Source organism: Janthinobacterium sp. JF4, from assembly GCF_059617925.1.
In genome coordinates this window covers 1-24,977 of sequence record NZ_JCAQAV010000049.1, presented here as the reverse complement: position 1 = coordinate 24,977, position 24,977 = coordinate 1, and the positions used below count along the sequence as shown (strand labels likewise).

The window sequence follows — 24,977 nt, the reverse complement described above, 5'->3', positions numbered from 1 at the left end:
AAAAAACGGGCCTCTCGGCCCGCTTTACTTACGCTCCCTGGGAGGCAGCCATCTGTGCTGCGACTTCTGCTGCGAAGTCGTCTTGCTTCTTCTCGATGCCCTCGCCCACTACGTACATGGCGAAACCTTTGACGCTGGTGTTAGCCGCCTTCAGCATTTGCTCAACCGACAGCTTGTCGTTTTTCACGAAAGCTTGGTTCAGCAGGGAAACTTCTTTCAGGAACTTCTGTACGGAACCTTCCAGGCGCTTGGCCAGGATTTCCGGCGATTGCGCTGGCTTGCCTTCGGCGGCCGCTTTGGCTGCGTCTTCTTCGGCTTTCAGTTGTGCAACCGAACGCTCTTTTTCGATCAGTTCCGCAGGAACTTCGTTCGACGACAGCGACACTGGCTTCATGGCAGCGATGTGCATGGCCACGTCTTTGCCAACTTGCTCATCGGCGCCGTCGAATTCGACGATCACGCCAATGCGCGAACCGTGCAGGTACGACGCCAGCTTGTTGCTGGTTTCGAAACGCTGGAAGCGGCGGATGGTCATGTTTTCGCCGATTTTGCCGATCAGGGCAGCGCGTACTTCTTCCAGGGTCTTGCCATCGAGTGGCAGGGCCAGCAGGGCAGCTACGTCAGCCGGGTTATGTTCTGCTACCAGACGGGCAGCATTGTTGGCCAGTGCCAGGAAATCGTCGTTTTTCGCAACGAAGTCGGTTTCCGAGTTCACTTCGACCAGAGCGCCTATGCCATTGGCGATGTAGGTTGCCACAACGCCTTCAGCGGTGATGCGTGCCGATGCTTTCGATGCCTTGCCGCCCAGTTTGACGCGCAGGATCTCTTCCGCACGCGCCATGTCGCCATCGGCTTCGGTCAGTGCTTTTTTGCATTCCATCATTGGTGCGTCGGTCTTGCCGCGCAATTCGCCTACCATCGCTGCTGTAATCGCTGCCATGTGTTTCTCCTGATTCGGTGAGTCGACAGTCGCGGCCGGGCATGCATGCCTCGCCAGCGGTCACTATCGTTTTTTTGTTAAAAAAAAGGGGGAGCTGCTGCCACCCCTTTTCCCTTACTGCTGTGCTTACAAACGGCTATCTTGCGATAGCGTGGCCATTAAGCCTGTTCGTTCACTTCGACGAATTCGTCGCCAGCGGCTGCTTTAACCATTTCAACAACTTCGTTACCGGCAGCTGCACGGCCTTCGATGATTGCATCAGCAACACCGCGAGCGTACAACATGATGGCTTTCGAGGAGTCATCGTTACCTGGGATCACGAAGTTCACGCCTTCTGGGGAGTGGTTGGTATCGACAACGCCGATGACCGGGATACCCAGTTTGGCTGCTTCGGTGATCGCACCTTTGTGGTAGCCGACGTCCACAACGAAGATTGCGTCAGGAATGCCGCCCATGTCCTTGATGCCGCCGATCGATTTTTGCAGCTTGATCATTTCGCGGGAGAACATCAGCGCTTCTTTTTTCGACAGCTTCTCGATCGAACCGTCTTCCACCATGACTTCCATGTCTTTCAGACGCTTGATCGAGGTTTTGATCGTTTTGAAGTTGGTCAGCATGCCGCCCAACCAACGTTGATCAACGAAAGGCACGCCGGCGCGTTGTGCTTCAGCAGCGATGATTTCGCGAGCTTGACGCTTGGTGCCAACCATCAGGATGGTGCCACGGTTTGCAGCCAGTTGACGCACGTGCTTCATTGCGTCCTGGTACATCGCCATGGTTTTTTCCAGGTTGATGATGTGGATCTTGTTGCGATGGCCGAAGATGAACGGTGCCATTTTTGGATTCCAAAAACGGGTTTGGTGACCAAAGTGGACACCGGCTTCCAGCATTTCGCGCATTGTTACGGACATTATTAACTCCAGGGTTGGGTCTGGAATCCGATCAGTCACCATACAGGCACCCTTGTCGACCGGATTCGCGTGTTTATATAAATTAAAGACACTATTTATTGCATTGCTCAAAAGAGAATTCAAGCAACCCGGGATTCTACACCGAAATGCCCATTCCATCAAGTCCACGGCGCAAATCGGGCGCGCAGTGACGGCAAGCGTCGCACCACACTGGTGCAACGCTTGCCGTCCATGGGCTTTCCCGCAAAAATCGCCTGCCTGCCATAGGATGGAGGCGGCGGATGCGGGGCGCCTCGTTTATAATTTCGGCATATTTGCAGACTTTTTCCCCATGTAACAGGAAACGTCTGTGCTTCTCACCTGAATTCTTGCAGATTGCGAATTACACCATGTCCACCATCCGTATCAATAGTGCCGCCGACATCGAAGGCATGCGCGTTGCCGGCAAGCTCGGCGCCGAAGTACTCGACTACATCACCCCCTTCGTCAAGGTCGGCGTCACGACCGGCGAACTGGACCGCCTGTGCCACGAATACATGGTCAACGTGCAAGGCACCATCCCTGCCCCGTTGAACTACTGCCCGCCCGGCTACACGCCGTATCCGAAAGCCATCTGCACCTCCGTCAACGACGTCATCTGCCACGGCATTCCCGGTGACAAGGTTCTCAAGAGCGGCGACTCCGTCAACCTCGACATCACCGTCATCAAGGATGGCTACCACGGCGACAACAGCCGCATGTTCCTCGTCGGCACGCCGACCATCCTGGCCAAGCGCCTGTCGGAAATCACCTATGAATGCATGTGGCTGGGCATCGCCCAGATCAAGCCGGGCGCCCACCTGGGCGATATCGGCCACGCCATCCAGCAGCACGCGGAAAAGGCCGGTTACAGCGTGGTGCGCGAATTCTGCGGCCACGGCATCGGCAAGGTCTTCCATGAAGAACCACAAGTGCTGCATTACGGCAAACCTGGCACCCTGGAGCGCCTGGAAGCGGGCATGATTTTCACCGTCGAACCGATGATCAACTCGGGCCGCCGCGAAATCCGCGAAATGAACGATGGCTGGACCATCAAAACCAAGGACCGCAGCCTGTCGGCGCAATGGGAACACACGGTGCTGGTCACGGAAACGGGCTATGAAGTGCTGACCGTCTCCCCCGGCATGCCGCCGCCACCGGCCTCGATCCTGAACAAATCCTGATTCTCCATCCCACGCACCGCCACCCAGGGCCCAGATGAAAAAGCAAGTTCGGGAACAGCTGAAACAGCAACTGAAAGCCGACCGCCAGGTCGTCATTGCGGCCTTCCAGGCCGACGGCAAGCCTGAAAAACTGCTGCGCAGCCTGCGCCACAGCGTCGACGGCGTGCTGGCGCGCGCCTGGCAGGAAGCGGGCTTGCCGCCAGGCACCGCCCTGGTGGGCGTGGGCGGCTATGGCCGCGGCGAACTGTTTCCGTATTCCGACGTCGACCTGCTGATCCTGCTGCAGCAGGCGCCGGACGCGGCCACACAGGAAAAACTCGAGGAACTGGTGCAGCTGCTGTGGGACCTGGGCCTGGAAATCGGCCACAGCATCCGCACGGTCGAGGAATGCATGGTCGAATCGAAGGCCGACATCACCGTGCAAACGAGCTTGCTCGAAGCGCGTCTCGTGTGCGGCAACGCGGACCTGTTCGCGCAATTGCAGCAGCGCTATGACGCGGCCATGGACCCGCAGGCGTTTTTCCAGGCAAAAACAGCGGAAATGCGCCAGAGACACGCCAAATACGAAGACACGGCCTTCAGCCTGGAACCGAATTGCAAGGAGAGCCCGGGCGGCTTGCGCGACTTGCAGGTGATCCTGTGGGTCGCCAAGGCGGCCGGCCTGGCGAACTCGTGGCGCACCCTGGCCACGGGCGGCCTGATCACCCTGACGGAAGCGCGCCAGCTGATGGAAAAGGAGCGCGCCTTCAAGGATATCCGCGTGCGCCTGCACCTGCATGCGGGACGGCGCGAAGACCGCCTCGTGTTCGACGTGCAGACGGCGATCGCCGAATCGCTGGGCTTGCAAGCGACGGGCAGCGGGCCGCACATGCGCCGCGCCAGCGAATTCCTCATGCAGCGCTACTACTGGGCCGCCAAGACGGTGACCCAGCTCAACACGATCTTGCTGCAAAACATCGAAGCGCGATTGTTCCCGCAAGACGACGTGGCCGTGCCCATCAACGAGCGCTTCAATGAAGTCAACAGCCTGATCGACATCAGCGCCGACGACACGTTCGAGCAATACCCGTCGGCCATGCTGGAAATCTTCGTCCTGATGACGGAGCGCCCGGCCCTGAAGGGCATGACGTCGCGCGCCACGCGGGCCCTGTGGCACGCGCGCTTCAAGATCGACGCCGCCTTCCGCCAGGATCCCGTCAACCGCGCCCTCTTCCTGCGCATCATGCAAGCCCCGGTGGGCATCATCCATGCGCTGCGGCGCATGAACGAAATGAGCATCCTGGGGCGCTACCTGCCGAATTTCCGCCGCATCGTGGGCCAGATGCAGCATGACCTGTTCCACGTGTACACGGTCGACCAGCACATTTTGATGGTGGTGCGCAACATGCGCCGCTTCACGATGAGCGAACACGCACACGAATATCCGTTCTGCAGCCAGCTGATGGCCGATTTCTCGCAGTCGTGGCTGCTATACGTGGCGGCCCTGTTCCACGACATCGCCAAGGGCCGCGGCGGCGACCATTCCAAGCTGGGCGTGGCCGACGCCACCCAGTTCTGCCAGGAGCACGGCCTGTCGGACGAAGACACGGAACTGGTGGCATTCCTGGTGGAAAATCACCTGACCATGTCGCAAGTGGCGCAAAAGCAGGATCTGTCCGATCCCGACGTCATTGCCGCCTTTGCGAAAGTGGTCAAGGACGAGCGCCACCTGACGGGTTTGTACCTGCTGACGGTGGCCGACATCCGCGGCACCAGTCCGAAAGTGTGGAACGCCTGGAAGGGCAAGCTGCTGGAAGACCTGTACAAGATCACCCTGCGCGTGCTGGGCGGCGAGCCGCACACGGCCGACCGCGAGCTGAAAAACCGCCAGCAGGAAGCACTGGCCACGCTGCGCCTGTACGGCTTGCCGCCGGATGCCCATCTGAAACTGTGGCAGCAGCTGGACGTGGCGTACTTCCTGCGCCACGACGCCTCCGACATCGCCTGGCAGACGCGCTCGCTGTATGACAAGCTCGACAGCAAGTTGCCGGTGGTAAAATGCCGGCTGGCACCCATCGGCGAAGGCTTGCAGGTAGCCGTGTACGTTCCCGACCAGCCCGACCTGTTCGCGCGCATCTGCAGCTATTTCGACCGCAAGAATTTCAGCATCCTCGACGCGAAGATCCACACGACGAAAAATGGCTATGCGCTCGACACCTTCCTCGTCACCGAGCAGAACTTCGCCAAGAGCTACCGCGACATCATCAGCCTGATCGAGCATGAACTGGGCGAGCTGCTGCAGTCGCAAACGCCGCTGCCGCCGCCGGGCAAGGGACGGCTGTCGCGCCTGTCGCGCACCTTCCCCTTCCAGCCGACCGTGGATTTGCGGCCCGATGAAAAGGGCCAATACTATTTGCTGTCGGTGGCGGCCAACGACCGCACGGGCTTGCTGTATGCGATCGCCAACGTGCTGACCAAGTACCGCATCAACTTGCACACGGCCAAGATCATGACCCTGGGCGAGCGGGTCGAAGACGTCTTCCTCGTCGACGGTCCCGCGCTCAACAATGCCCGCAACCAGATATTGCTGGAAACCGATTTACTCGATGCGTTGAAAGTCTAGACTTTCCGCGCAGCGCCTACCCTTACTGAAACTGAAACAACATGACCGAAGAATTATTACGCTTGTCCAAACGCATGTCCGAACTGGGCCTGTCCTCCCGCCGCGAAGCCGATGAGTGGATCGCGCGCGGCTGGGTCCGTGTGGACGGCAAGGTGGTATCCGAGCTGGGCAGCAAGGTCTACCCCAGCCAGAAAGTCACCGTGGAACGCCAGGCGGCGGCCGAGCAATCGAAGCGGGTCACCGTGCTGATCAACAAACCGGTCGGCTATGTCAGCGGCCAGGCCGAAGACGGCTACACGCCAGCCGTGGCCCTGATCAAGGCGGAAAACCGCTGGGCGGAAGACCGCAGCCCGGAACAGTTCCACCCCACGCAGCTGCGCAGCCTGGTGGCGGCCGGCCGCCTGGACATCGATTCCGTCGGCTTGCTGGTCCTGACGCAGGACGGCCGCGTGGCCAAGCAGCTGATCGGCCACGATACCGATATCGACAAGGAATACCTGGTGCGCGTGAGCTACAGCAAGGGCGGCACGCTGCCCGACAGCGAGCTGAAAAAGCTCAACCACGGCCTGTGGCTCGACGGCAAGCCGCTGCTGCCGGCCAAGGTGCGCTGGCAGAACGAAGACCAGCTGAGCTTTACCCTGCGCGAAGGCAAGAAACGCCAGATACGCCGCATGTGCGAAGCCGTCGGCCTGAAAGTGCTGGGACTCAAACGCGTGCGCATCGGCAAGGTCAAGCTGGGCGACTTGCCGACGGGCCAATGGCGCTATCTGAGCGCGGACGAGCAGTTTTAAACATACTCTCAGGCGGCGACGTCAAGGCGGCATGCCAGACTACAACAGGAACATAGTGATATAAAAACAATTATTGTGATTTACTTAGTAAATATTGCTTTAAACCTATACACTATTCCCCATCAGAACAAAAGAGATACGCTGTCGTGAACGATCCCATCCCCAATCCCCTGCGCAAAGGCGCGCCCAGCCTGGCTGACGTGGCCGAGCCGATGGCCCCCGGCACCAAGCCGCACCATATGAGCGATCCGTGGGATATCGGCGAAACCCTGTGCAGCCTGGCTGACAATGGCGACGCCATCTCCATCTACCCGACGGGCGGCGAAGACGTCATCATGGCGCGCATTTTGTCCGTCGACGACGACTTGCCGCAATTCGTGCTGGAACTCAATGAAGGCGCGACCCTGCCGCCTGGTGGCGCCACGTTTGTGTCATGGGTGCAAAGCGCCAAGCTGCAATTTACCATCAATGGCGAATGGCAGGCGTACCCCGAACGACCGAACGTCTACCTGACGAACTTCCCCAGCCATTGCCTGGTGCTGGAACGGCGCGAATCGACGCGCCTGGAAACACCGCTGGGCGTGTACTACCTGGCCGCCTTCGTGCTCGAGGGTCGTCCATATGAATTGCAACTGTATGATTTCTCGGCCGGCGGCATCGGCATGCGCGCCCATCCGCGCGATACGGTCGGCCTGTACGTGGGGCGCAAGCTGTCGCGCGTGCGCCTGGAGCTGGGGCCAAACAAGGTCATGATCGCCGACCTGGAAATCCGCCTGTCGCGCACCTTCCGCTCCTTCCTGCTGGGCGAGCAAGTGCAGATCGGCTGCCGCTTCCTGAACCTGACGGATGCCATGCAGGATGAATTGAAGATGCTGCTGGATAACCTGGGCAGCAGCCGCAAGGTGCGCTAAGTTCGCCAGGTTTGCTTCAGGCATAAGAAATGGCCGCCCAGCTCATGCTGCGCGGCCATTGCTTTATCATCGACTGGTATCCGGCGCCTAGTCGTCGTTTGGGTCGATATCCGGGAACATGACTTCCGTATAGCCGAATTGTGTGAAGTCGACGATACGCATCGGATACAAAATGCCGTGCAAATGGTCGACTTCATGCTGCACCACGCGAGCATGGAAGCCGTCGCAGTCGCGGCTGATGGGCTGGCCGAACTGGTCCACGCCTTCGTAGTGCAGCTCGCTCCAGCGCGGCACGCTGCCGCGCAGGCCGGGCACGGACAAGCAGCCTTCGAAACCCTCTTCCTTGCGTTCCGACAAAGGCGTCAGCACTGGGTTGATCAGCACGGTTTCCGGCACTTGCGGCGCATCGGGATAGCGCAAATTCTGCTTGAAGCCATAGATCACCACTTGCAGGTTGACGCCGATCTGTGGCGCCGCCAGCCCCGCGCCATTGGCGGCATGCATGGTGTCGAACATGTCGGCGATCAAGGCATGCAATTCGGGCGTATCGAATTCACGTACGGGCTCGGCCATGCGCAGCAGGCGCGGATCGCCCATCTTGAGGATTTCACGTACCGTCATTTTGCATCCAGTGCCGATTGCAGTTCTTGCAGATAAGCGCGGAAGGCCGCGCCCGTTTCAGGATGCTTCATGCCCATCGCTGTCGTTGCCTTCAGGTAACCAAGCTTGGAGCCGCAATCATAACGCTGGCCCTGGTAGCGGTAAGCCAGCACGCGCTCTTCGCGCATCAGGGCGGCGATGCCGTCCGTCAACTGGATTTCGCCGCCGGCACCCGCGCCGATATTTGCCAGGTGGTTAAAGATGCGGCTGGTCAGCACATAACGGCCGACCACGGCCAGGGTCGATGGCGCCTCTTCCGGCGCCGGCTTTTCCACGATGGCCGAAACCAGCTCCAGGTCGGGCTGATAATTCTTTGCCGACACGATACCGTACTGCTTGGTTTCCGCGCGCGGCACATCCTGCACCGCCAGCAGCGAGCAATTCTCGTACTGGAAGACATCAGTCATCTGTGCCAGCACGGGGCGCACGCCCTCCTCCACATCCATGAAGTCGTCGGCCAGCAGCACTGCAAACGGTTCGTCGCCGATCACGGGACGGGCGCACAGCACGGCGTGCCCCAGGCCCAGCGGCGCCGACTGGCGGATGTAGATGCAGTTGATGTGCTTGGGAATGACGTTTTGCACCATCTCGAGCAACTGGCGCTTGCCGGCTGCTTCCAGTTCCGACTCGAGCTCGTAAGCCGTATCAAAATGGTCTTCGATGGCGCGCTTGTTGCGCCCCGTGATGAAGATCATTTCCGTGATGCCCGCCGCTACGGCTTCTTCCACCGCGTACTGGATCAGCGGCTTGTCGACGATGGGCAGCATTTCCTTCGGTTGCGCCTTGGTCGCTGGCAAGAAACGGCTGCCCAGGCCGGCGACGGGAAAGACTGCTTTTCTGATTTTTTTCATAGGTCTTCTGTAATATTTTAATGATTAGTCTTGCGCGAGCAAGGCCAGCAAACCGGCCTCGTCGAGGATGGCAACGCCCAATTCCTGGGCCTTGGCCAGCTTGCTGCCGGCGTCCGAACCGGCCACGACATAAGCGGTTTTCTTCGACACGGAACCGCTGACCTTGCCGCAGGCCGCCTCGATCAGCTCCGCGGCCTCGTCGCGGCTCATGTTGGGCAAGGTGCCCGTCAGGACGAAAGTCTTGCCGTCCAGCTTGCCGCCAGCGGCTGGCATTTCAGGCAATTGTGACAGTAATTCATTTCGCAAGGCGTCCAGTTGAGCAAGCAGCTTGAGATTGCCCTCATCGGCCAGCCATTGCGCCAGCGCTTCGGCCACGGCGGCCGGCAAGCCGGCGTGGAAGCTGGCGCCCTGGGCGGCCAGGCTGGCCAGGGTCACGCCCCGCTCCACCAACTGCTTGGCGCGCGGTTCCGTCAGCTTCGGGATGCCGATGGCCGCCAGCAGCGTGGTTTGCTCCAGTTGCAGGCGCAGCTTGGCGCTGGGCGCGTGTTCGCCTAGCGGCGTGACGCCAGCATCCAGCAATGCCTGCAGCGCCTGCTGGTTCTTTTCCTCGGCAAAGAAATCGGCAATCGACTCGGCCACGGTGCCGCCGATGTCGGGCAGCACGCGCAGCAAAGCCGCTGGCGCTTTGCGCACGTACGCCAGGCTGCCCAGCCACTCGGCCAGGGTCTTCGCCGTCGACTCTCCCACATGGCGGATGCCCAGCGCGAACAGGAAACGTTCGAGCGGCGGGCGCTTGCTCGCCTCGATGCCGGTCAGCAAGTTTTCCGCCCACTTGGTGGGAATCTTGCCTTGTTGCACTGTTTCTGGCGTCGAACCGTCGCGCTCGTCGGCACGCAGCTTCATTTCCAGCAATTTTTCCAGGGTCAGGCCGTACAGGTCGGCCAAGCCATGCACATATTCGAGTTCGACCAGGGTATCGATATAACGTTCCCCCAGGCCTTCGATATCCATCATGCGGCGGCCCGCAAAATGGCGGAACGCTTCCTTGCGCTGCGCCGAGCAGAAAAGGCCGCCCGAGCAGCGGGCAATCGCCTCACCCTCTTCGCGCACCACGTGGGAATCGCAGACGGGACAGCGCTCCAGCATCTTGAACGGCGGCGGCGCCGGTTCCGGCCGCCGGTCCAGCACCACGGACAGCACTTCGGGAATCACGTCGCCGGCGCGGCGCACGACGACGGTATCGCCCACGCGCACATCCTTGCGCAGTACTTCATCCTCATTGTGCAAGGTGGCGTTGGTCACCGTCACGCCGCCCACGGAGACGGGCGCCAGGCGCGCCACGGGCGTCATGGCGCCCGTGCGGCCGACCTGGATATCGATACCCAGCACCTGCGTCAGCGCTTCTTCGGCGGGAAATTTGTGCGCCAGCGCAAAACGCGGCGCGCGCGACACAAAACCCAGCTCCTGCTGGTCTTGCGTCGCGTTCACCTTGTAGACGACGCCATCAATTTCATACGGCAAGGCGGGGCGGCGCGCGCCGATATCGGCGTAGTATGCCAGCAAGCCCCGGGCGCCCTGCACCACCTGGCGTTCCTTCGACACGGGGATGCCCAGGGTCTCGTACCAGTCCAGCAAGGCCGAATGCGACACCGGCATGGCGGCGCCATCGAGGGCGCCGATACCGTAGGCATAGAAACGCAGCTTGCGCTGCGCCGTGATGCGCGAATCGAGCTGGCGCAGGCTGCCGGCGGCCGCATTGCGTGGGTTGGCGAATTCCTTCTGCCCCGCTTCGCGCTGGCGTTCGTTCAGGCGGGCAAAATCGGCCTTGAACATCATCACTTCGCCGCGCACGTCGAGCACGACAGGAATCCTGTCGCCATGCAGGCGCAAAGGGATGCCGGAAATGGTGCGGATATTCGCCGTCACGTCTTCGCCCGTGGCGCCGTCGCCGCGCGTGGCCGCCTGCACGAACAGGCCGTTTTCATAGCGCAGGTTGATGGCCAGGCCGTCGAATTTCACTTCGGCCGCGTAGTCGACTTCCGCAGTGTCAAGGTCCAGGCCTTCGCGCACGCGGCGGTCGAAATTGACGATATCGTCATCGGAGAAACCATTATTCAGCGACAACATCGGCACCGTGTGCGTGACTTGCTCGAACTGCGGCAAGGGCGCCGCGCCCACGCGCAGGGTGGGCGAATCGGGTGCGCGCAACTCCGGATGGGCCGCTTCCAGCGCCTGCAGTTCGGCAAACAGCTTGTCGTACTCGGCGTCGGGAATCGTGGGATTGTCGAGCACGTGGTAGGCGTGCAGATGCCGATTGAGTTCGGCAGTGAGTGCCAGGACGCGTGCAGTCGCGTCCTGGTTGATCGGATCGGTCATTGTTGCGGGATTCTTCAGCTAAATAAACGCAGGGCGCGGGTGGAACCGGCCGGAATGTCGGCCGCGTCCATTTCCTGGTAAAACTCTTGCACCTGACCGGCGATCTCGGCCAGCGCCGCATCCGACAGGGCCTGGTTGTAATCGTCGACGATGGTCGCGTCCAGGCGGCCCACCAGTGCCTTGGCGCAAGCGACCATGGCGCCGAAACCGTCGCGCGCCGGCGCCACGCAAGGCACGTCCAGCAGCAAGGTCAGGCGGGGCGTCGTTTCTTCGGCCAGGGTAACATTCGTCGACAGCGAGAACAGATGGCTGCCGTCGCCATCCGGCATGACGAAACGGCCGTCCGGACGCACGTCGAAGCCCTGCTTTTCCAGCGCGAACAGCAAGGTGGAAATGGCCCATGGCGCGCCATTCGAATGCAGGTTCACGCCCAGCTGGGCATCGTGGCCGGCCACGAAGCGGTGCAGATTGCGCGCTTCGGCCATCACTTCCATCATGTCGGGCACTTCCGGCTCGGCGCCGATCTCGTCGGCCACGCCGCGCAGGCGCGTGACCAGTTCCGAGTATTCGAGTTCATTCAGGGCCGTGCTGCGGCTGGCCAGCTGCACGCCGCCCTGCATCTTGGTATAGACACCGCCATGCGTGATCGGTTCCCAGTCGCCATTCACGTGCAAGCCGATGAAGTGCACGGGTTTGTTGCCCACCAGGCGCAGGGTTTGCAGCACGGGCAGGATCTTGTCGCCGCGCACGGGCGCTTCCAGCGACAGGGGCAGCAGGCAATCGATCAGCGGGTCGACCAGGCTGGTCGCCTGCTCGCTGGCGGCGCTGACTTCCTGCTGCACTGGCGCGGCAGGGGCCGTTTCCACAGCGGCATCACCCAATGAAGGTTCCGCATGCACGGGCGCGTCCGGCACCGCGGCCGCTGGCGGCGCGCCGAACGACGGTTCGGCCTTGGCGGCAGGTGCCGCATCGAAGCGCGGCTCCTGCCGCAGCACGGGCTCCTGGGCCTCCACTGCAGGGGCGTCGCCCTCGCGCATCAGCACGTCGTCGTGGTCAGTGGAGAAGGCCCGTTCCACGCTTTTCTTGGCCTTGTATTCCTGCCATTTGTTGTACGAAAAAACGCCGACGATAAAGACGCCGCCGGCGCCGAACAAGGTAATTTGAAGGTCTGTCATGCTGCTTGTGCCTCGGTTGCAAAATTTGCGGCGGACTCCATGTCCACCGCCACGATGCGCGATACGCCCTGCTCCTGCATCGTCACACCGATCAATTGATGGGCCATTTCCATCGCAATCTTGTTATGCGAAATGAAAAGGAATTGGGTCTGGTCGGACATGCGCTTGACCATGCGGCAGAAGCGTTCCGTGTTCGAATCGTCCAGCGGTGCATCGACTTCGTCGAGCAGACAGAACGGCGCCGGGTTCAGGCGGAACATGGAAAACACCAATGCGGTCGCGGTCAGCGCCTTCTCTCCACCGGATAACAGGTGGATGGTGGCATTTTTCTTGCCGGGAGGCTGCGCCATGACTTGTACACCGGAATCGAGAATCTCGTCGCCCGTCATGGTCAGCTTGGCCTGCCCCCCGCCAAACAGGATGGGGAACAGCTCGGAAAAGTGATGGTTGACCTTGTCGAACGTGTCTTGCAGCAAGTCGCGCGTTTCCTTGTCGATCTTGTGGATCGCGTCTTCCAGCGTGTTGATCGCTTCCGTCAGGTCGGCATTCTGGGCGTCGAGGAAATTCTTGCGCTCGGAGGCCTGCGCCAGTTCGTCCAGCGCGGCCAGATTGACGGCGCCCAGGGCCGTGATGGCGTTCGTCAGGCGCGTCACTTCGCCCTGCAGATACGATGGACGCATGTCCGGATGCAACTTTTCGCTCAAGACAGCCTCGTCGGCGCCCGATTCCAGCAATTGCTGGGCGAATTGCTCCTGGTTCAGGCGCGCGGCCTGTTCCTTGAGCTGCATTTCCATGATCTTGTCGCGCTGCGGCTGCAGGCTGCGTTCCGATTGCGTGCGCGCATCTTCGGACAGGCGCAGCTGCTGCGTGATCTGGTCCAGTTCATGGCGCGCGTCTGCCAGCGCCCGCTCCTGCGTGGTGCGGCGCTCGAGCAAGTCCTGCAAGCCGTCGGCGGCCGCGCCGCTTTCCAGGTTGGCCAGTTCCAGTTCGCCCGCCTGCAGGCTGGCCGTCACTTGCTGGGCCTGCGTACTGGCCGTGGCGATGTTGCGGCGCAATTCCTCGATCTTCGCGCGGTGGGCTTTTTCCGCGTATTCCGTATCCTTGGCGTTTCGCTCCAGGTCGCGCAAGGCTTCGCGCGCTTCGGCCAGACGTTGTTCCTTCTGCAGGAAATCCGTGTGGCCGTCTTCGTGCGCTTCCTGCAAGTTGCCCAGTTCCATATCCAGCTGTTCGAATTTTTCTTCCGATTCCAGCTTGGTCTGCATCTGCTCCGCTTCCTGCGCGGCGATTTCGGCCAGATCGGCGCCGATCTGCGTGCTGCGCTGGTTGAAGCGCGCTTCCACTTCCGACAGTTTCACCACGTCCAGTTGCAGAGTATGCACGGACGATGTCAGCTGCTGTATGCGCAGGCGCAAGTCGGACAGGTTGCGCGTCAAATTCGCCACGGCCGCGTCGGCCCGCACGGAACGGGCGCGCGCCTCTTCGGCCAGCAATTGCTGGGCGCGCAACTGCTTGCCGATATTCTCGATTTCCTGCTGTCGGCCCAGCATGCCTTCCTGCTCCGAATCGGCCGCATAGAAGCGCACGCTGGTGGCCGTGACCACATGACCAAGCCGCGTGACGAAATAGCCGCCCGGCGGCAACTTGCTGCGCTCGGCCAGCGCCTCGGCCGCGTCTTCCACGGCGTAGGCGTGGTACAGCCAGTCCTGCAGCAAGCCGCGCAAGCCCGGATCATTGAGTTTGAGCAAGTTCAAAAACGGCTTCAGGCCAGCCACTTCCGGCTGCGGCAGCGGCGCCAAGGTGGACGGCGCGTACAGGGCCAGCTTGGCCGGTGGCGCGTCGGCAAAGAAGGCCTTGGCCCAGTCGATATTCGACAGTTGCAGGGCCGACGTGCGCTCGCGCAGGATCGATTCCATGGCCGCTTCCCAGCCCGCTTCGATCTGCAGCTTTTGCCACAGGCGCGGCAAGGTGTCGAGCTCGTGCTTTTTCAGCCACGGCTGCACCTTGCCCTGCGTCTGCACCCGTTCCTGCAATTGTTTCAAAGCGGAAAGACGCGCTTCCAGCTGGGCGTTGGCGGCTGTTTCGGCATTCACCTGCGCCTGTGCTTCGGCTCGCTCCTGCTCCAGCTTGGGCTGTTGCTCCAGCGCTTCTTCCAGGTAGAAACCCTGCTCTTCCAGCGCCTGCTGCTTTTCTTCCAGCTGCAGTTTCAGGTTTTCCAGGTGGCTGCTGTCGGGCAAACTGAGGCTGTTCTTTTCTTGCTGCAGGCGCTCGCGGCGCGTCAACAGGCTGGCCAGGATATTCGAGGCGTTGCGCTGGTGCGCCGACTCCAGTTCCAGCTGCTGCTGGGCTTGCATGATGCGGGCGCGCGATTCCGTGCTCTTGTTCTGTGCGGCGCGCCAGGCGGCGTCCAGCTCGGGCAATTGCTCGCCCTTCTGTTCCGCCATCATTTGCGATTGTTCCACCTTGGCAGCCAGTTCCTCGAGGTGGAATTCCGCCTCTTCGATCTGTTCCTGGTAGGCGCCGCCCTGTTGCGTCCACTGGTCGCGCTGGGCCGTCAGGGTCGCCAGCTGCGCCTGCAGGCGCGCGCGCGATTCGATGACGAACTTGATCTGCGCTTCCAGGCTGCCGATTTCCGCATTCGTCTGGTACAGATGGCCTTGCGCCGTATGCAGGCGGTCGCCCACGGCAAAGTGCGCCTGGCGCATCTGTTCCAGGGTCAGTTCCACGTTGCGCAGCTTGGCTGTCTGCTCTTCCAGGTCCGTCTGCGCCTGTTCCACTTCGCGGAAATAGCGCGTCTGCTCGTTGTGCGCCTCGTTCTTGCGCAGCAGCCACAGCAGTTTCTGCTTTTCTTCCTGGTCCGCCTGCAAGGCGTGGAAACGGGTGGCCACGGCCGCCTGCGCTTCCAGCTTTTCCAGGTTGGCATTGAGTTCGCGCAAGATATCTTCCACGCGCAGCAAATTCTCGCGCGTATCCTGCAGGCGGTTTTCCGTCTCGCGGCGGCGTTCCTTGTATTTGGACACGCCGGCCGCTTCTTCGAGGAAGACGCGCAATTCTTCGGGGCGCGATTCGATGATGCGCGAAATCATGCCCTGGCCGATGATGGCATAGGCGCGCGGACCGAGGCCCGTGCCGAGGAAGATATCCTGGATGTCGCGCCGGCGCACGGGCTGGCCATTGATGTAATAGGTAGAGGTGCCGTCGCGCGTCAGGGTGCGCTTGACGGCGATCTCGGCGTACTGGCCCCACTGGCCCGAGGCCTTGCCATCGTTGTTGTCGAACACCAGCTCCACGGAAGCGCGGCCAGCGGGCTTGCGGTGGGTGGAGCCATTGAAAATGACGTCCTGCATCGACTCGCCGCGCAGTTCCGACGCTTTCGATTCGCCCAGCACCCAGCGCACGGCATCGATGATGTTCGACTTGCCGCAGCCATTCGGCCCGACCACGCCCACGAGCTGGCCTGGCACCTGGAAATTGGTGGGATCGACGAAAGACTTAAATCCCGACAACTTGATGGAAGAGAGACGCACGTGTTTTAGAGTTCCTGGCCTATGCTGGCGGTTGAGATCGGCGAACCCGGTTCATATTCAGTTCAGATGCGCCATTGCGACGGCGGTCTGGCCGCTCACCGCAAAAAGTGGTTCATCATACCATTTCCTGCTGCTTTTCTGGCCAAAAAACAGCAGCATCAAGTGCCGGCCAGCGCCATCTTAACGGGCTGGGCGGCCATCTTGCGCCAGTTTCCAGTCTTCGCGGGAAAAAACGCGCTCATGGCCGGACAGCGCCAGGGCCAGTTTTTGCAGCCATTGTTCGGTCGGCATGGGTTCCGCCTTGAAACTGAGCACGACCATCAGCACCAGGCTGGCCAGCGCCAGCGCATGGCTGACGGCGAAATTGACGACGCCACGGGCATTCCACATGAAGCCCAGCGCCAGCGCCAGGCCCAGCACGCAGCCGCTGACGGCTTCCGACACGCTGTGCGCATGCACGACCACGCGCGATATGGCCACCAGCACGGCAAAGGCCACGCCGACGAGCACGCCGGCATGGCGCCAGCGCGGCGCGGCCCGCTGCAGCAGCACATACATCAGCACGGGAAACACGGCGCCGGCGCGCATGGCGTGGCCGCTGAAACCCGTAAAATCGAGCGCGCTGCTGCCCACGCCCCAGCTCATGAAGGCCAGCTTCGACAACACCACGAGGGCCAGGCCGCCGCCATACCACAGGCTCCAGCTGAGCACCAGGCGCCACTGGCGCGAGACGAGCAGCCACAGGGCAATCGCCACGCCAGCCGGCCCCATGACGGACATATCGGCCGCAAAAGAAATCCCATTCCACCAAGTCATCGTACACGCGCTTATTTCATGATCAGCTTGCACTATGCCATGACTCAGCCCTGTTCCGCGCGGCATTTGCTGTGCTGCAGCGAAGAATTACATTCGATTACAAAATTTCCACGCCAAAACCATCCGCCTGGCCAGCCCCGGAGCGTCAGATATTCGTCAGGCGCTTGCCCCTCGGTGGCGCGAAGTCGCGGATCGACTCGATCATGCCCACTTCCAGCGCCTGGTCGGCCGTCAGGTGCAGGTCGGAATACGCATGCACCTGCCATTGCTCTTCCGTCAGGCTGACGTGGCCGCGCAGGATGCGCTCGGTGCGCATGTCGTCGGCGCGCAAGCCCTCGACGATGATGCTCAGCGCATCGGGGCGCGAACCGGGCGAGGCTGTCGCATGCGACTTGTGCACCATGAAACGGGCCGTGTCGCTCGCATGGCGGTGGCGTCCCGACAGAAACAGGGTGACGGCGATGGAGGCCACGGCGCCCGCGTTATAGGTGATGATGTCGAGCGGCAACTTGCTGAGGAAGTTGTACAGACAGATGCCATCGCTGACATAGCCGCCGTTGGACTGGATCAAAATATGCGCGGTGGTGAGCTTGTCTTCCGTGATGTCGGCCACGGCGTTGAAGACGCGCCGCACCATGTCGCTGTTGACATCGCCCGAGAGGGTAAAGTAACCGTGCTGCTCGGTGTTGTTTTGCGTCTCGCTTTGTGTAGTGTTCATGGCAGGCACCCGCAAGAAAGCCAGGATTTCATCATAGCGCATTCCCGTGCGGCCGGGCGCCCTTTTGCACCGGGCCAGCGCCCCTCCCAGCCCCGCAAACCGGGGCGTTTGCGGCAATTTGGCAACGTCTTTACAGATTGACAGAAACACCCTGCTGACATATATTCCTCCCACTTGATCGGGAGAGGGCAACCCAGCGTTGCCGCCGAAGGGGCACTACCCAAAAACTCTCAGGCAAAAGGACCGATCAGGCGGACTGAAGCTGTTGCTTTTGCGACATCTTTAGCTCAACTCTGGAGAGCGGCCGCGGCTATTGCCGGCGGCCCACCGAAGGGGCGCACGGGGCAAGCCCCCGTAATCTCTCAGGTACAAAGGACAGGGGGGTCAGTGATCACGCCGGAAAGCCGTGTTTGGCTCCGTGTGTTCTGTTAACTTCCCCCTTTACCTTCGTCCCGAGGAATCCATGACGCTCAAAGCGACCCCACTCAATAACGCCCACCGTGCCCTCGGCGCCCGCATGGTCGATTTCGGCGGCTGGGACATGCCTGTCAACTACGGCTCGCAAATCGAAGAACACAACGCCGTGCGCAACGACGCCGGCATGTTCGACGTGTCCCATATGTGCGTGGTCGATATCGAAGGCCCGGACGTACGCGCCTTCCTGCGCGGCTTGCTGGCCAACAACGTTGACAAGCTGCAAGTATCGGGCAAGGCGCTGTACTCGTGCATGCTCAATGCCGAAGGTACCGTCATCGATGACCTGATCGTCTACTTCTTCAATGAAAACTGGTTCCGCCTGGTCGTCAACGCGGGCACGGCGGAAAAAGACGTGGCTTGGATGCAGCAGCAAAATACAGCCACCAACAGCGGCCTGACGATCACCGAACGCCGCAATGCCAACAACCCGATGGCCCTGGTGGCCGTGCAAGGCCCGAACGCGCGCGCCAGGGTATGGCAAGTGCTGCCAGAGACGCAAGCGGCGTCCGAAGCCATCAAGCCGTTCAACGTCGTCATCGTCAAGGACACGGCTTTCGGCGAAGTCATGCTGGCGCGCACCGGCTACACGGGTGAAGACGGCTTTGAAATCGGCGTGGCCGCGACCCAGGTGGAAGCGCTGTGGAACGCATTGATCGCCGCCGGCGTCAAGCCGGCCGGTCTCGGCGCGCGCGACACCCTGCGCCTGGAAGCGGGCATGAATCTGTACGGCCAGGATATGGATGAAAGCGTCAACCCGCTCGACGCGGGCCTGGCATGGACCATCGACCTGGTCAGCGAGCGCGACTTCATCGGCAAGGCGGCCCTGCTGGCCAAAGGCCAGAACGCGCAATTCGTCGGCCTGATCCTGCGCGAAAAAGGCGGCGTGCTGCGCGCCCATCAAAAAGTCATCATCGCCGGCAATGAGGCCACAGGCGAAATCACCAGCGGCACCTTCAGCCCGACGATGCAGGAAGCGATTGCCCTGGCGCGCGTGCCCAACGGCGTAGCTGTAGGCGACACCGTACACGTGGAAATCCGCGGCAAGCAACTGGCCGCTTCCGTCGTCAAGCTGCCTTTCGTGCGTAACGGTAAAATCCTGGCTGCGTAAGCGATTAGCAATAGAGAGCCGCCGCCCGCAAGACCGTACAACCATCATCAATCACGAACACTTACCATCTGGAGCCACACATGAACATTCCTGCAGACCTGAAGTACACCGCATCCCACGAATGGGTACGCCTTGAAGCAGACGGCACGATCACCGTCGGCATCACCGAATACGCGCAGGATGCCCTGGGCGACATCGTCTTCGTCGAACTGCCAAGCGTGGGCAACACCTATGGCGCCGGCGACGACGCCGCCGTGGTGGAATCGGTCAAGGCAGCGAGCGACATCTACGCGCCGATCGCCGGCGAAGTCGTGGCCGTCAACGACGACGTGGTCAACTCGCCAGAGTCGATCAACGCCGACGCCTACGCCAACTGGCTGTTCAAGATCAAGCCAGCCGACGTGTCGGCCCTGGACGGCTTGCTCGACGCTGCCGCCTATGGCGCCACCACCAGCGCGTAATCGCGTTTGACTCACGGGCCGCGTTTGCGGCCCGTTTGCATTTTTTCTGCGCTGCGCGCACGCGCCGCATCCCGGTTTTTCAGTCTTTTTTGGCCTCTATATCATGACCCGCACCAGCCTGACCCAACTCGAAGCACGCGATGCCTTCATCGCCCGCCACATCGGCCCTTCCGCCACCGAACAGCAAGCCATGCTGGCGACCCTCGGCTATCCATCGCGCGCCGCGCTGATCGACGCCCTGGTGCCGGCCAACATCCGCAACAAGGGTGCCCTGCCCCTGGGCGCCTACTCGCAGCCGATGCCGGAACAGGAAGCCTTGTCGCGCCTGAAAGCCATCGCCGGCAAGAACCAGGTATTGAAATCCCTGATCGGCCAGGGCTACTACAACACGTTTACGCCAGGCGTCGTGTTGCGCAACATCTTTGAAAATCCTGCCTGGTACACGGCCTACACGCCTTACCAGCCAGAGATTTCGCAAGGCCGCCTGGAAGCGATTCTGAATTTCCAGCAAGTGATCACCGACCTGACCGGCATGGGCATCTCGAACGCCTCGATGCTGGACGAAGGCACGGCCGCCGCCGAGGCGATGACCCTGATCCAGCGCGTGGGCAAGTCGAAGTCGAACGTGCTGTACGTGGCCAATGACGTGCTGCCGCAAACACTGGAAGTGGTGCAGACGCGCGCCCAGCCGATCGGCATCGAGGTGCGCACCTTCGACCCTGCTGAAATCGAGTCGCTGGACGCCTGCTTCGGCGTGCTGCTGCAATACCCTGGCGTGAACGGCTTAGTCCGCGACTACCGCGCCGGCGTGGAAAAACTGCATGCGAACGGCGCCATGGTCATCGTCGCGGCCGACCTGCTGGCCCTGACCATGCTCACGCCTCCTGGCGAATGGGGCGCCGATGTCGTCGTCGGCAACAGCCAGCGCTTCGGCGTGCCGCTCGGTTTCGGCGGCCCGCACGCAGGGTATTTGTCCACGCGCGATGAATTCAAGCGCAATATGTCGGGCCGCCTGGTGGGCGTGACCGTCGATGCGCAAGGCAACAAGGCCTATCGTCTGGCCCTGCAAACGCGCGAACAGCATATCCGCCGCGAAAAAGCAACCTCGAACATCTGCACGGCGCAAGTGCTGCTGGCCGTGATGGCCTCGATGTACGCCGTCTACCACGGCCCTGCCGGCCTGCTGCAGATCGCCCGGCGCGTGCACCGCTTTACAGGCGTGCTGGCCGCCAACCTGAAAACCCTCGGCTATGGCGTCGTCAACGCGACCTACTTCGACACATTGACCATCAACGTCGCCGATGCGGCGCAACTGCACGCGACGGCCATGCACCACGGCGTCAACCTGCGCAAGATCGACAACACCCATGTCGGCGTGTCGCTCGACGAAACCACCACGCGCGACGATATCGCGCTGCTGTGGAAAGTGTTCGCGCACGGCCTGGTCAATGCGCCGGCCGCGCCGGACCTGGACAGCGTGGAAGCTGGCGTCACCAGCGCCCTGCCGGCGCAGCTGGCGCGCGAGAGCGCCTATCTGACCCACCCCGTCTTCAACAGCTACCATTCGGAACACGAAATGCTGCGCTACCTGCGCAGCCTGGCCGACAAGGACCTGGCGCTGGATCGCACCATGATCCCGCTCGGCTCGTGCACCATGAAGCTGAACGCGACGAGCGAAATGATTCCCGTCACCTGGCCAGAATTTTCGAACATCCACCCGTTCGCGCCCGATGCGCAAACGGTCGGCTACCGCGAAATGATCGCGCAGCTGGAAGAAATGCTGTGCGCGCTGACGGGCTACGCGGCCGTCTCGCTGCAGCCGAACGCCGGCTCGCAGGGCGAATACGCGGGTCTGCTGGTGATCAAGGCGTATCACGAGTCGCGCGGCGAAGGCCACCGCAACATCTGTTTGATTCCATCGTCGGCGCACGGCACCAATCCCGCATCGGCCAACATGGTCGGCATGCAGGTCGTCGTCACCAGCTGCGACGCCAACGGCAACGTGGACCTGGCCGACCTGAAAGCGAAAGCGGAAAAGCACAGCGCCAACCTGGCCTGCGTGATGGTCACCTACCCATCCACCCACGGCGTGTTTGAAGAAGGCATCCAGGAACTGTGCGAGATCATCCACGCGCACGGCGGCCAGGTCTACATCGACGGCGCCAACATGAATGCGCTGGTCGGCGTGGCCGCTCCCGGCTCGTTCGGCGGCGACGTGTCGCACCTGAACCTGCACAAGACCTTCTGCATCCCGCACGGCGGCGGCGGACCGGGCGTCGGCCCGATCGGCGTGGGCGCCCACCTGGCGAAGTTCCTGCCGAACCAGCGTTCGTCGGGCTACCAACGTGACGTGGCGGGCATCGGAGCCGTCAGCGCGGCGCCATTCGGCTCGGCCAGCATCCTGCCGATTTCGTGGATGTACATCGCCATGATGGGCGCGGAAGGATTGACGGCAGCGACCGAGACGGCGATTCTGGCGGCGAACTACATCGCGCGCCGCCTGGCGCCGCACTACCCGGTGCTGTACTCGGGCCACGACGGCCTGGTCGCGCACGAGTGCATCCTGGACCTGCGCCCGATCACGGACGCCACCGGCATCAGCAACGAAGACGTGGCCAAGCGCTTGATGGACTTCGGTTTCCATGCGCCGACCATGAGCTTCCCCGTGCCGGGCACGCTGATGATCGAGCCGACGGAAAGCGAATCGAAAGTGGAAATCGACCGCTTCATCGACGCCATGATCGCCATCCGCGCAGAAATCGCCAAGGTCGCCAGCGGTGAATTCGACCACGACGACAACCCGTTGAAACATGCGCCGCACACGGCGCAGGTCTTGATGTCGGACAACTGGGAGCGCAAGTACAGCCGTGAAATCGCGGCCTACCCCGTCGCTTCGCTGCGCCAGCGCAAATACTGGCCACCGGTCGGCCGCGCCGACAACGTGTACGGCGACCGCAACCTGTTCTGCGGCTGCGCGCCTATCAGTTCCTATGAAGAAGAGTAAACGCCTGCTGCCCGACTAGCCGGGCAAGAGGAACACAGAACGGCAGGCCGCAAGGTCTGCCGTTTTTTTATGCGCCGCGTTACAGCGCCAGCAAGACCGCCCCTGGCAAGCCCAGCACGGTACCCAGCACCGTCAGCAACACGACATCGCGCCGTTCGCAGCGGGCGCGGTGCGAACTCCAGGCGGCAAACAGCAGGGCCACGGCCACGCCGCTGAGCGAAATTCCCACTTCCGTCATGCCAGCTCCCCTCGCGGATGCAGCGCACCCGTCATTGCCACGTCTCTCATCGTTGTCATCCTTTGCATGTATCGAGTTAGCTACCTATCAGTAGGTAGTCAGTGTACAATAAAAAACACGGCGGCGTCCATGCCCCGTTTTTTTGATGACATGAAGGAATCGCAATGCAGCAGCAAACCACTCTCCCCGCCGCCACTCTCGGGCTGGCGGCCTCCCTGGCCCTGGTGGCCGTACTCGGTCCGGCCGGCATCGACATGTATCTGGCCTCGATGCCCGCCATGGCGCGCGAACTGCACACCTCGTATGCGAATGTGCAGCTGAGCCTGACCGTTTTCCTGCTGGCCCTGGGCGGCGGGCAACTGCTGTGCGGGCCCCTGACGGACATGCTGGGCCGGCGCCGCCCGCTGCTGGCCGGCATCGCCGTCTACATCGTCGCGGCCGTGTGGGCGGCGCAGGCGGATCAATTGACCACGCTGCTGCTGGCGCGCACCTTGCAAGGCCTGGGCGCGGCGCTGACCCTGGTGGTGGTGATGAGCATGGTGCGCGACGTGGCCGATGGGATCAAAGCGGCGCAACTGTTTGCCCTCCTGATGACCATCGTCGGCCTGGCGCCCGTGCTGGCGCCCGCCGTCGGCGGCTTGCTCGACGCGCACTACGGCTGGCGCGCCGTGATGCTGGCCCTGGCCGCGCTGGGCGTCTTGACCCTGCTCAATAGCGCGCTGTTCCTGCCGGAAACCTTGCCCCGCGCCTGCCGCGTCTCGCCGCAAGGCATGCACCGCACCTATGCGCGCATTGCGCTGGACCGCGCCTTCCTGCTGCCCGCGCTGGCCCTGTCCGCCACTTTCTTTTTCCTGTTTGCCTATATCGGCGGGGCGTCGCTCGTCTACCAGCGCAATTTCGGCCTGTCTGCCGGCAGCTTCGGCCTGGTGTTCGGCGCCACGGGCGTGGCCGTGCTGCTCGGTGCGATGGCCAGCGGCCGTCTGGTGGAAAAGTACGGCGTGGCGCGATTGAGCGTGGCGGGCAGCGTGGCCATGCTGGGCGGCGCGGGACTGGCCCTGCTCGGTGTCGGGGCGGGAGCGGGCATCGCCGCCGTCGTGCCGGGCATGTTCGTGGCCCTGTTTGGCCTGGGCATCGCGGAAGCGGCGCTGATGGCCATGGCCATGGGTTCGCAGCAGCGCGCGCTCGGCTCCACGGCGGCCTTGCTGGGCGCCATCCAGATGACCTTGTCGTCGGCGGCCACGCCGCTGGCGGCCAGCCTGTCCGAACGGGGACCGCTGCCCTGGCTGCTGTTCTTGACCGTGGCCGGCCTGCTGGTATCATGGCTGACCCTGGCCACTGCGCGCGTCCATCCGGTCCATGCCAGCAGCCTGGGAGCGCACTGACGCCTCACCCACACTCACTCCAATGATGAAAAAACGCTCGGCTTCGGCCGATAACATCTGTGCCGTCGCCGTCGTGCACTTTTCCGAACACGGCTATGATGGCTCGTCCCTCAGCGACATCGCCGCGCAGGCGGGCATGCGCAAGGCGTCGCTGTATTCGCATTTTGCCGGCAAGGATGCCCTCTTCCTCGACGTCTTTTCCGACGCCCTGGCCGAAGAGCAAGCCTTCATGGATGCCTGCTTCGCCGACGAAGCGGCGCTGGCATCGCCGGGCGGCCAGCTGGCCGGTGCCCTGTACTGCGACCGCATGGCGCAGCGCTATGCGGACTCGGCCCATTTGCGCTTCTTGCTGCGCACGGCGTATTTGCCGCCCGCGCCCCTGCGCGTGGACGTGGGCACGGGCTACGAAGCCTTGCTGGCGCAATTGCAGCAACACTACGCGACCAGCCTGGGCCGCATGGCGCCCAACCTGGCGCCGCAGCGCGTCGACCTGTATGCGCAAGCCTACCTGGGCATCGTCGACAGCCTGCACGTGGAGCTGATCTACGCGGGCGGCGCCGCGCTGCAGCAGCGCCACGCGGCCCTGTGGCAAATCCTCTCCGATTCGCTGGCGATGGCGGCACAATCGGCCTGATGCGGTCTAGCTTACCGCCACACTGTGCACCGACGAACAGGTCTGACACAGACCGCTATCGACTCTTCGAAAACTCCGGTTTGCCACATTCAAATGTGGTACGGCTCGCTGCCGGATTTTTCGCATGCGAAGTTCCGCTTGCGCCCCAAAGCGGACCTGGCAACACTATTTTTAGCAGAAGTTTATAGAGCTTGGC

The 24,977-nt window shown here is 62.1% G+C and carries 19 protein-coding genes and 2 riboswitches; of the genes, 9 read left to right on the top strand and 10 right to left on the bottom strand.

The window, feature by feature from the left end:
* Window positions 1-28: 28 nt before the first annotated feature.
* Both tsf and rpsB read right to left on the bottom strand, forming a co-directional pair.
* A complete protein-coding gene (gene tsf / locus AC54AF_RS24210; protein WP_496638607.1) occupies window positions 29-940 on the bottom strand; it encodes a translation elongation factor Ts in 912 nt (303 codons plus the stop codon).
* A gap of 158 nt (window positions 941-1,098) precedes the next feature.
* Window positions 1,099-1,851, bottom strand: coding sequence for a 30S ribosomal protein S2 (gene rpsB / locus AC54AF_RS24205; RefSeq protein ID WP_071077760.1), 753 nt, complete (start codon window positions 1,849-1,851; stop codon window positions 1,099-1,101).
* 389 nt (window positions 1,852-2,240) lie between these two features.
* On the opposite strand from rpsB, the gene map reads away from it, so the two are divergent.
* From map to AC54AF_RS24185, 4 genes are all read left to right on the top strand, one after another.
* Window positions 2,241-3,053, top strand: coding sequence for a type I methionyl aminopeptidase (gene map / locus AC54AF_RS24200; RefSeq protein WP_496638606.1), 813 nt, complete (start codon window positions 2,241-2,243; stop codon window positions 3,051-3,053).
* A gap of 34 nt (window positions 3,054-3,087) precedes the next feature.
* On the top strand, window positions 3,088-5,655 hold the full coding sequence (locus AC54AF_RS24195) for a [protein-PII] uridylyltransferase (RefSeq protein ID WP_496638605.1): 2,568 nt from the start codon (window positions 3,088-3,090) through the stop codon (window positions 5,653-5,655).
* A gap of 41 nt (window positions 5,656-5,696) precedes the next feature.
* Window positions 5,697-6,446, top strand: a complete 750-nt coding sequence (locus AC54AF_RS24190) for a pseudouridine synthase (protein WP_131685988.1) — start codon at window positions 5,697-5,699, stop codon at window positions 6,444-6,446.
* A 146-nt stretch (window positions 6,447-6,592) separates the two neighbouring features.
* Window positions 6,593-7,357 carry a flagellar brake protein gene (locus tag AC54AF_RS24185; RefSeq protein WP_496638604.1) on the top strand — a complete coding sequence of 255 codons (765 nt, stop codon included), beginning with the start codon at window positions 6,593-6,595 and terminating at the stop codon, window positions 7,355-7,357.
* Window positions 7,358-7,444: 87 nt separating this feature from the next.
* On the opposite strand, the gene def is transcribed toward AC54AF_RS24185, so the two are convergent.
* From def to AC54AF_RS24150, 7 genes are all read right to left on the bottom strand, one after another.
* Entirely contained in the window at window positions 7,445-7,978 is a 534-nt protein-coding gene (def, locus tag AC54AF_RS24180) for a peptide deformylase (RefSeq protein WP_496638603.1), read from the bottom strand.
* Window positions 7,975-8,868: a UTP--glucose-1-phosphate uridylyltransferase GalU gene (galU, locus tag AC54AF_RS24175; RefSeq protein ID WP_131685985.1), complete on the bottom strand. Its 894-nt coding sequence runs from the start codon at window positions 8,866-8,868 to the stop codon at window positions 7,975-7,977. The genes def and galU overlap by 4 nt, the downstream gene beginning before the upstream one ends.
* A 24-nt stretch (window positions 8,869-8,892) precedes the next feature.
* Window positions 8,893-11,244, bottom strand: coding sequence for an NAD-dependent DNA ligase LigA (ligA, locus tag AC54AF_RS24170; RefSeq protein WP_496638602.1), 2,352 nt, complete (start codon window positions 11,242-11,244; stop codon window positions 8,893-8,895).
* A 14-nt stretch (window positions 11,245-11,258) separates the two neighbouring features.
* A complete protein-coding gene (locus tag AC54AF_RS24165) occupies window positions 11,259-12,419 on the bottom strand; it encodes a cell division protein ZipA C-terminal FtsZ-binding domain-containing protein (RefSeq protein WP_131685983.1) in 1,161 nt (386 codons plus the stop codon).
* Window positions 12,416-15,943, bottom strand: coding sequence for a chromosome segregation protein SMC (smc, locus tag AC54AF_RS24160; protein ID WP_496638601.1), 3,528 nt, complete (start codon window positions 15,941-15,943; stop codon window positions 12,416-12,418). Before smc ends, AC54AF_RS24165 begins: the two co-directional genes overlap by 4 nt.
* 180 nt (window positions 15,944-16,123) lie before the next feature.
* Window positions 16,124-16,723 carry a phosphatase PAP2 family protein gene (locus AC54AF_RS24155; RefSeq protein WP_496638600.1) on the bottom strand — a complete coding sequence of 200 codons (600 nt, stop codon included), beginning with the start codon at window positions 16,721-16,723 and terminating at the stop codon, window positions 16,124-16,126.
* A 181-nt stretch (window positions 16,724-16,904) separates the two neighbouring features.
* Entirely contained in the window at window positions 16,905-17,477 is a 573-nt protein-coding gene (locus tag AC54AF_RS24150) for an ATP-dependent Clp protease proteolytic subunit (RefSeq protein WP_496638599.1), read from the bottom strand.
* Between the two features lie 169 nt (window positions 17,478-17,646).
* Window positions 17,647-17,733, top strand: a riboswitch (glycine riboswitch).
* Between the two features lie 27 nt (window positions 17,734-17,760).
* Window positions 17,761-17,866: riboswitch (glycine riboswitch) on the top strand.
* Window positions 17,867-17,940: 74 nt separating this feature from the next.
* Here AC54AF_RS24150 and gcvT point away from each other — a divergent pair.
* The 3 genes from gcvT to gcvP all read left to right on the top strand — a co-directional run bounded on the left by gcvT (window position 17,941) and on the right by gcvP (window position 22,527).
* Window positions 17,941-19,062: a glycine cleavage system aminomethyltransferase GcvT gene (gcvT, locus tag AC54AF_RS24145; RefSeq protein ID WP_496638598.1), complete on the top strand. Its 1,122-nt coding sequence runs from the start codon at window positions 17,941-17,943 to the stop codon at window positions 19,060-19,062.
* 80 nt (window positions 19,063-19,142) lie between these two features.
* Window positions 19,143-19,523: a glycine cleavage system protein GcvH gene (gene gcvH, locus AC54AF_RS24140; protein ID WP_131685979.1), complete on the top strand. Its 381-nt coding sequence runs from the start codon at window positions 19,143-19,145 to the stop codon at window positions 19,521-19,523.
* A gap of 103 nt (window positions 19,524-19,626) precedes the next feature.
* A complete protein-coding gene (gene gcvP, locus AC54AF_RS24135; protein WP_496638597.1) occupies window positions 19,627-22,527 on the top strand; it encodes an aminomethyl-transferring glycine dehydrogenase in 2,901 nt (966 codons plus the stop codon).
* Between the two features lie 79 nt (window positions 22,528-22,606).
* Here gcvP and AC54AF_RS24130 read toward each other — a convergent pair whose 3' ends face one another.
* Entirely contained in the window at window positions 22,607-22,765 is a 159-nt protein-coding gene (locus tag AC54AF_RS24130; RefSeq protein WP_496638596.1) for a hypothetical protein, read from the bottom strand.
* Between the two features lie 164 nt (window positions 22,766-22,929).
* Between AC54AF_RS24130 and AC54AF_RS24125 the strand changes: the two genes are divergently transcribed.
* Entirely contained in the window at window positions 22,930-24,147 is a 1,218-nt protein-coding gene (locus tag AC54AF_RS24125) for a Bcr/CflA family efflux MFS transporter (RefSeq protein ID WP_496638595.1), read from the top strand.
* Window positions 24,148-24,169: 22 nt separating this feature from the next.
* Window positions 24,170-24,781, top strand: a complete 612-nt coding sequence (locus AC54AF_RS24120; protein ID WP_496638594.1) for a TetR/AcrR family transcriptional regulator — start codon at window positions 24,170-24,172, stop codon at window positions 24,779-24,781.
* The last annotated feature ends 196 nt before the right edge of the window (window positions 24,782-24,977 follow it).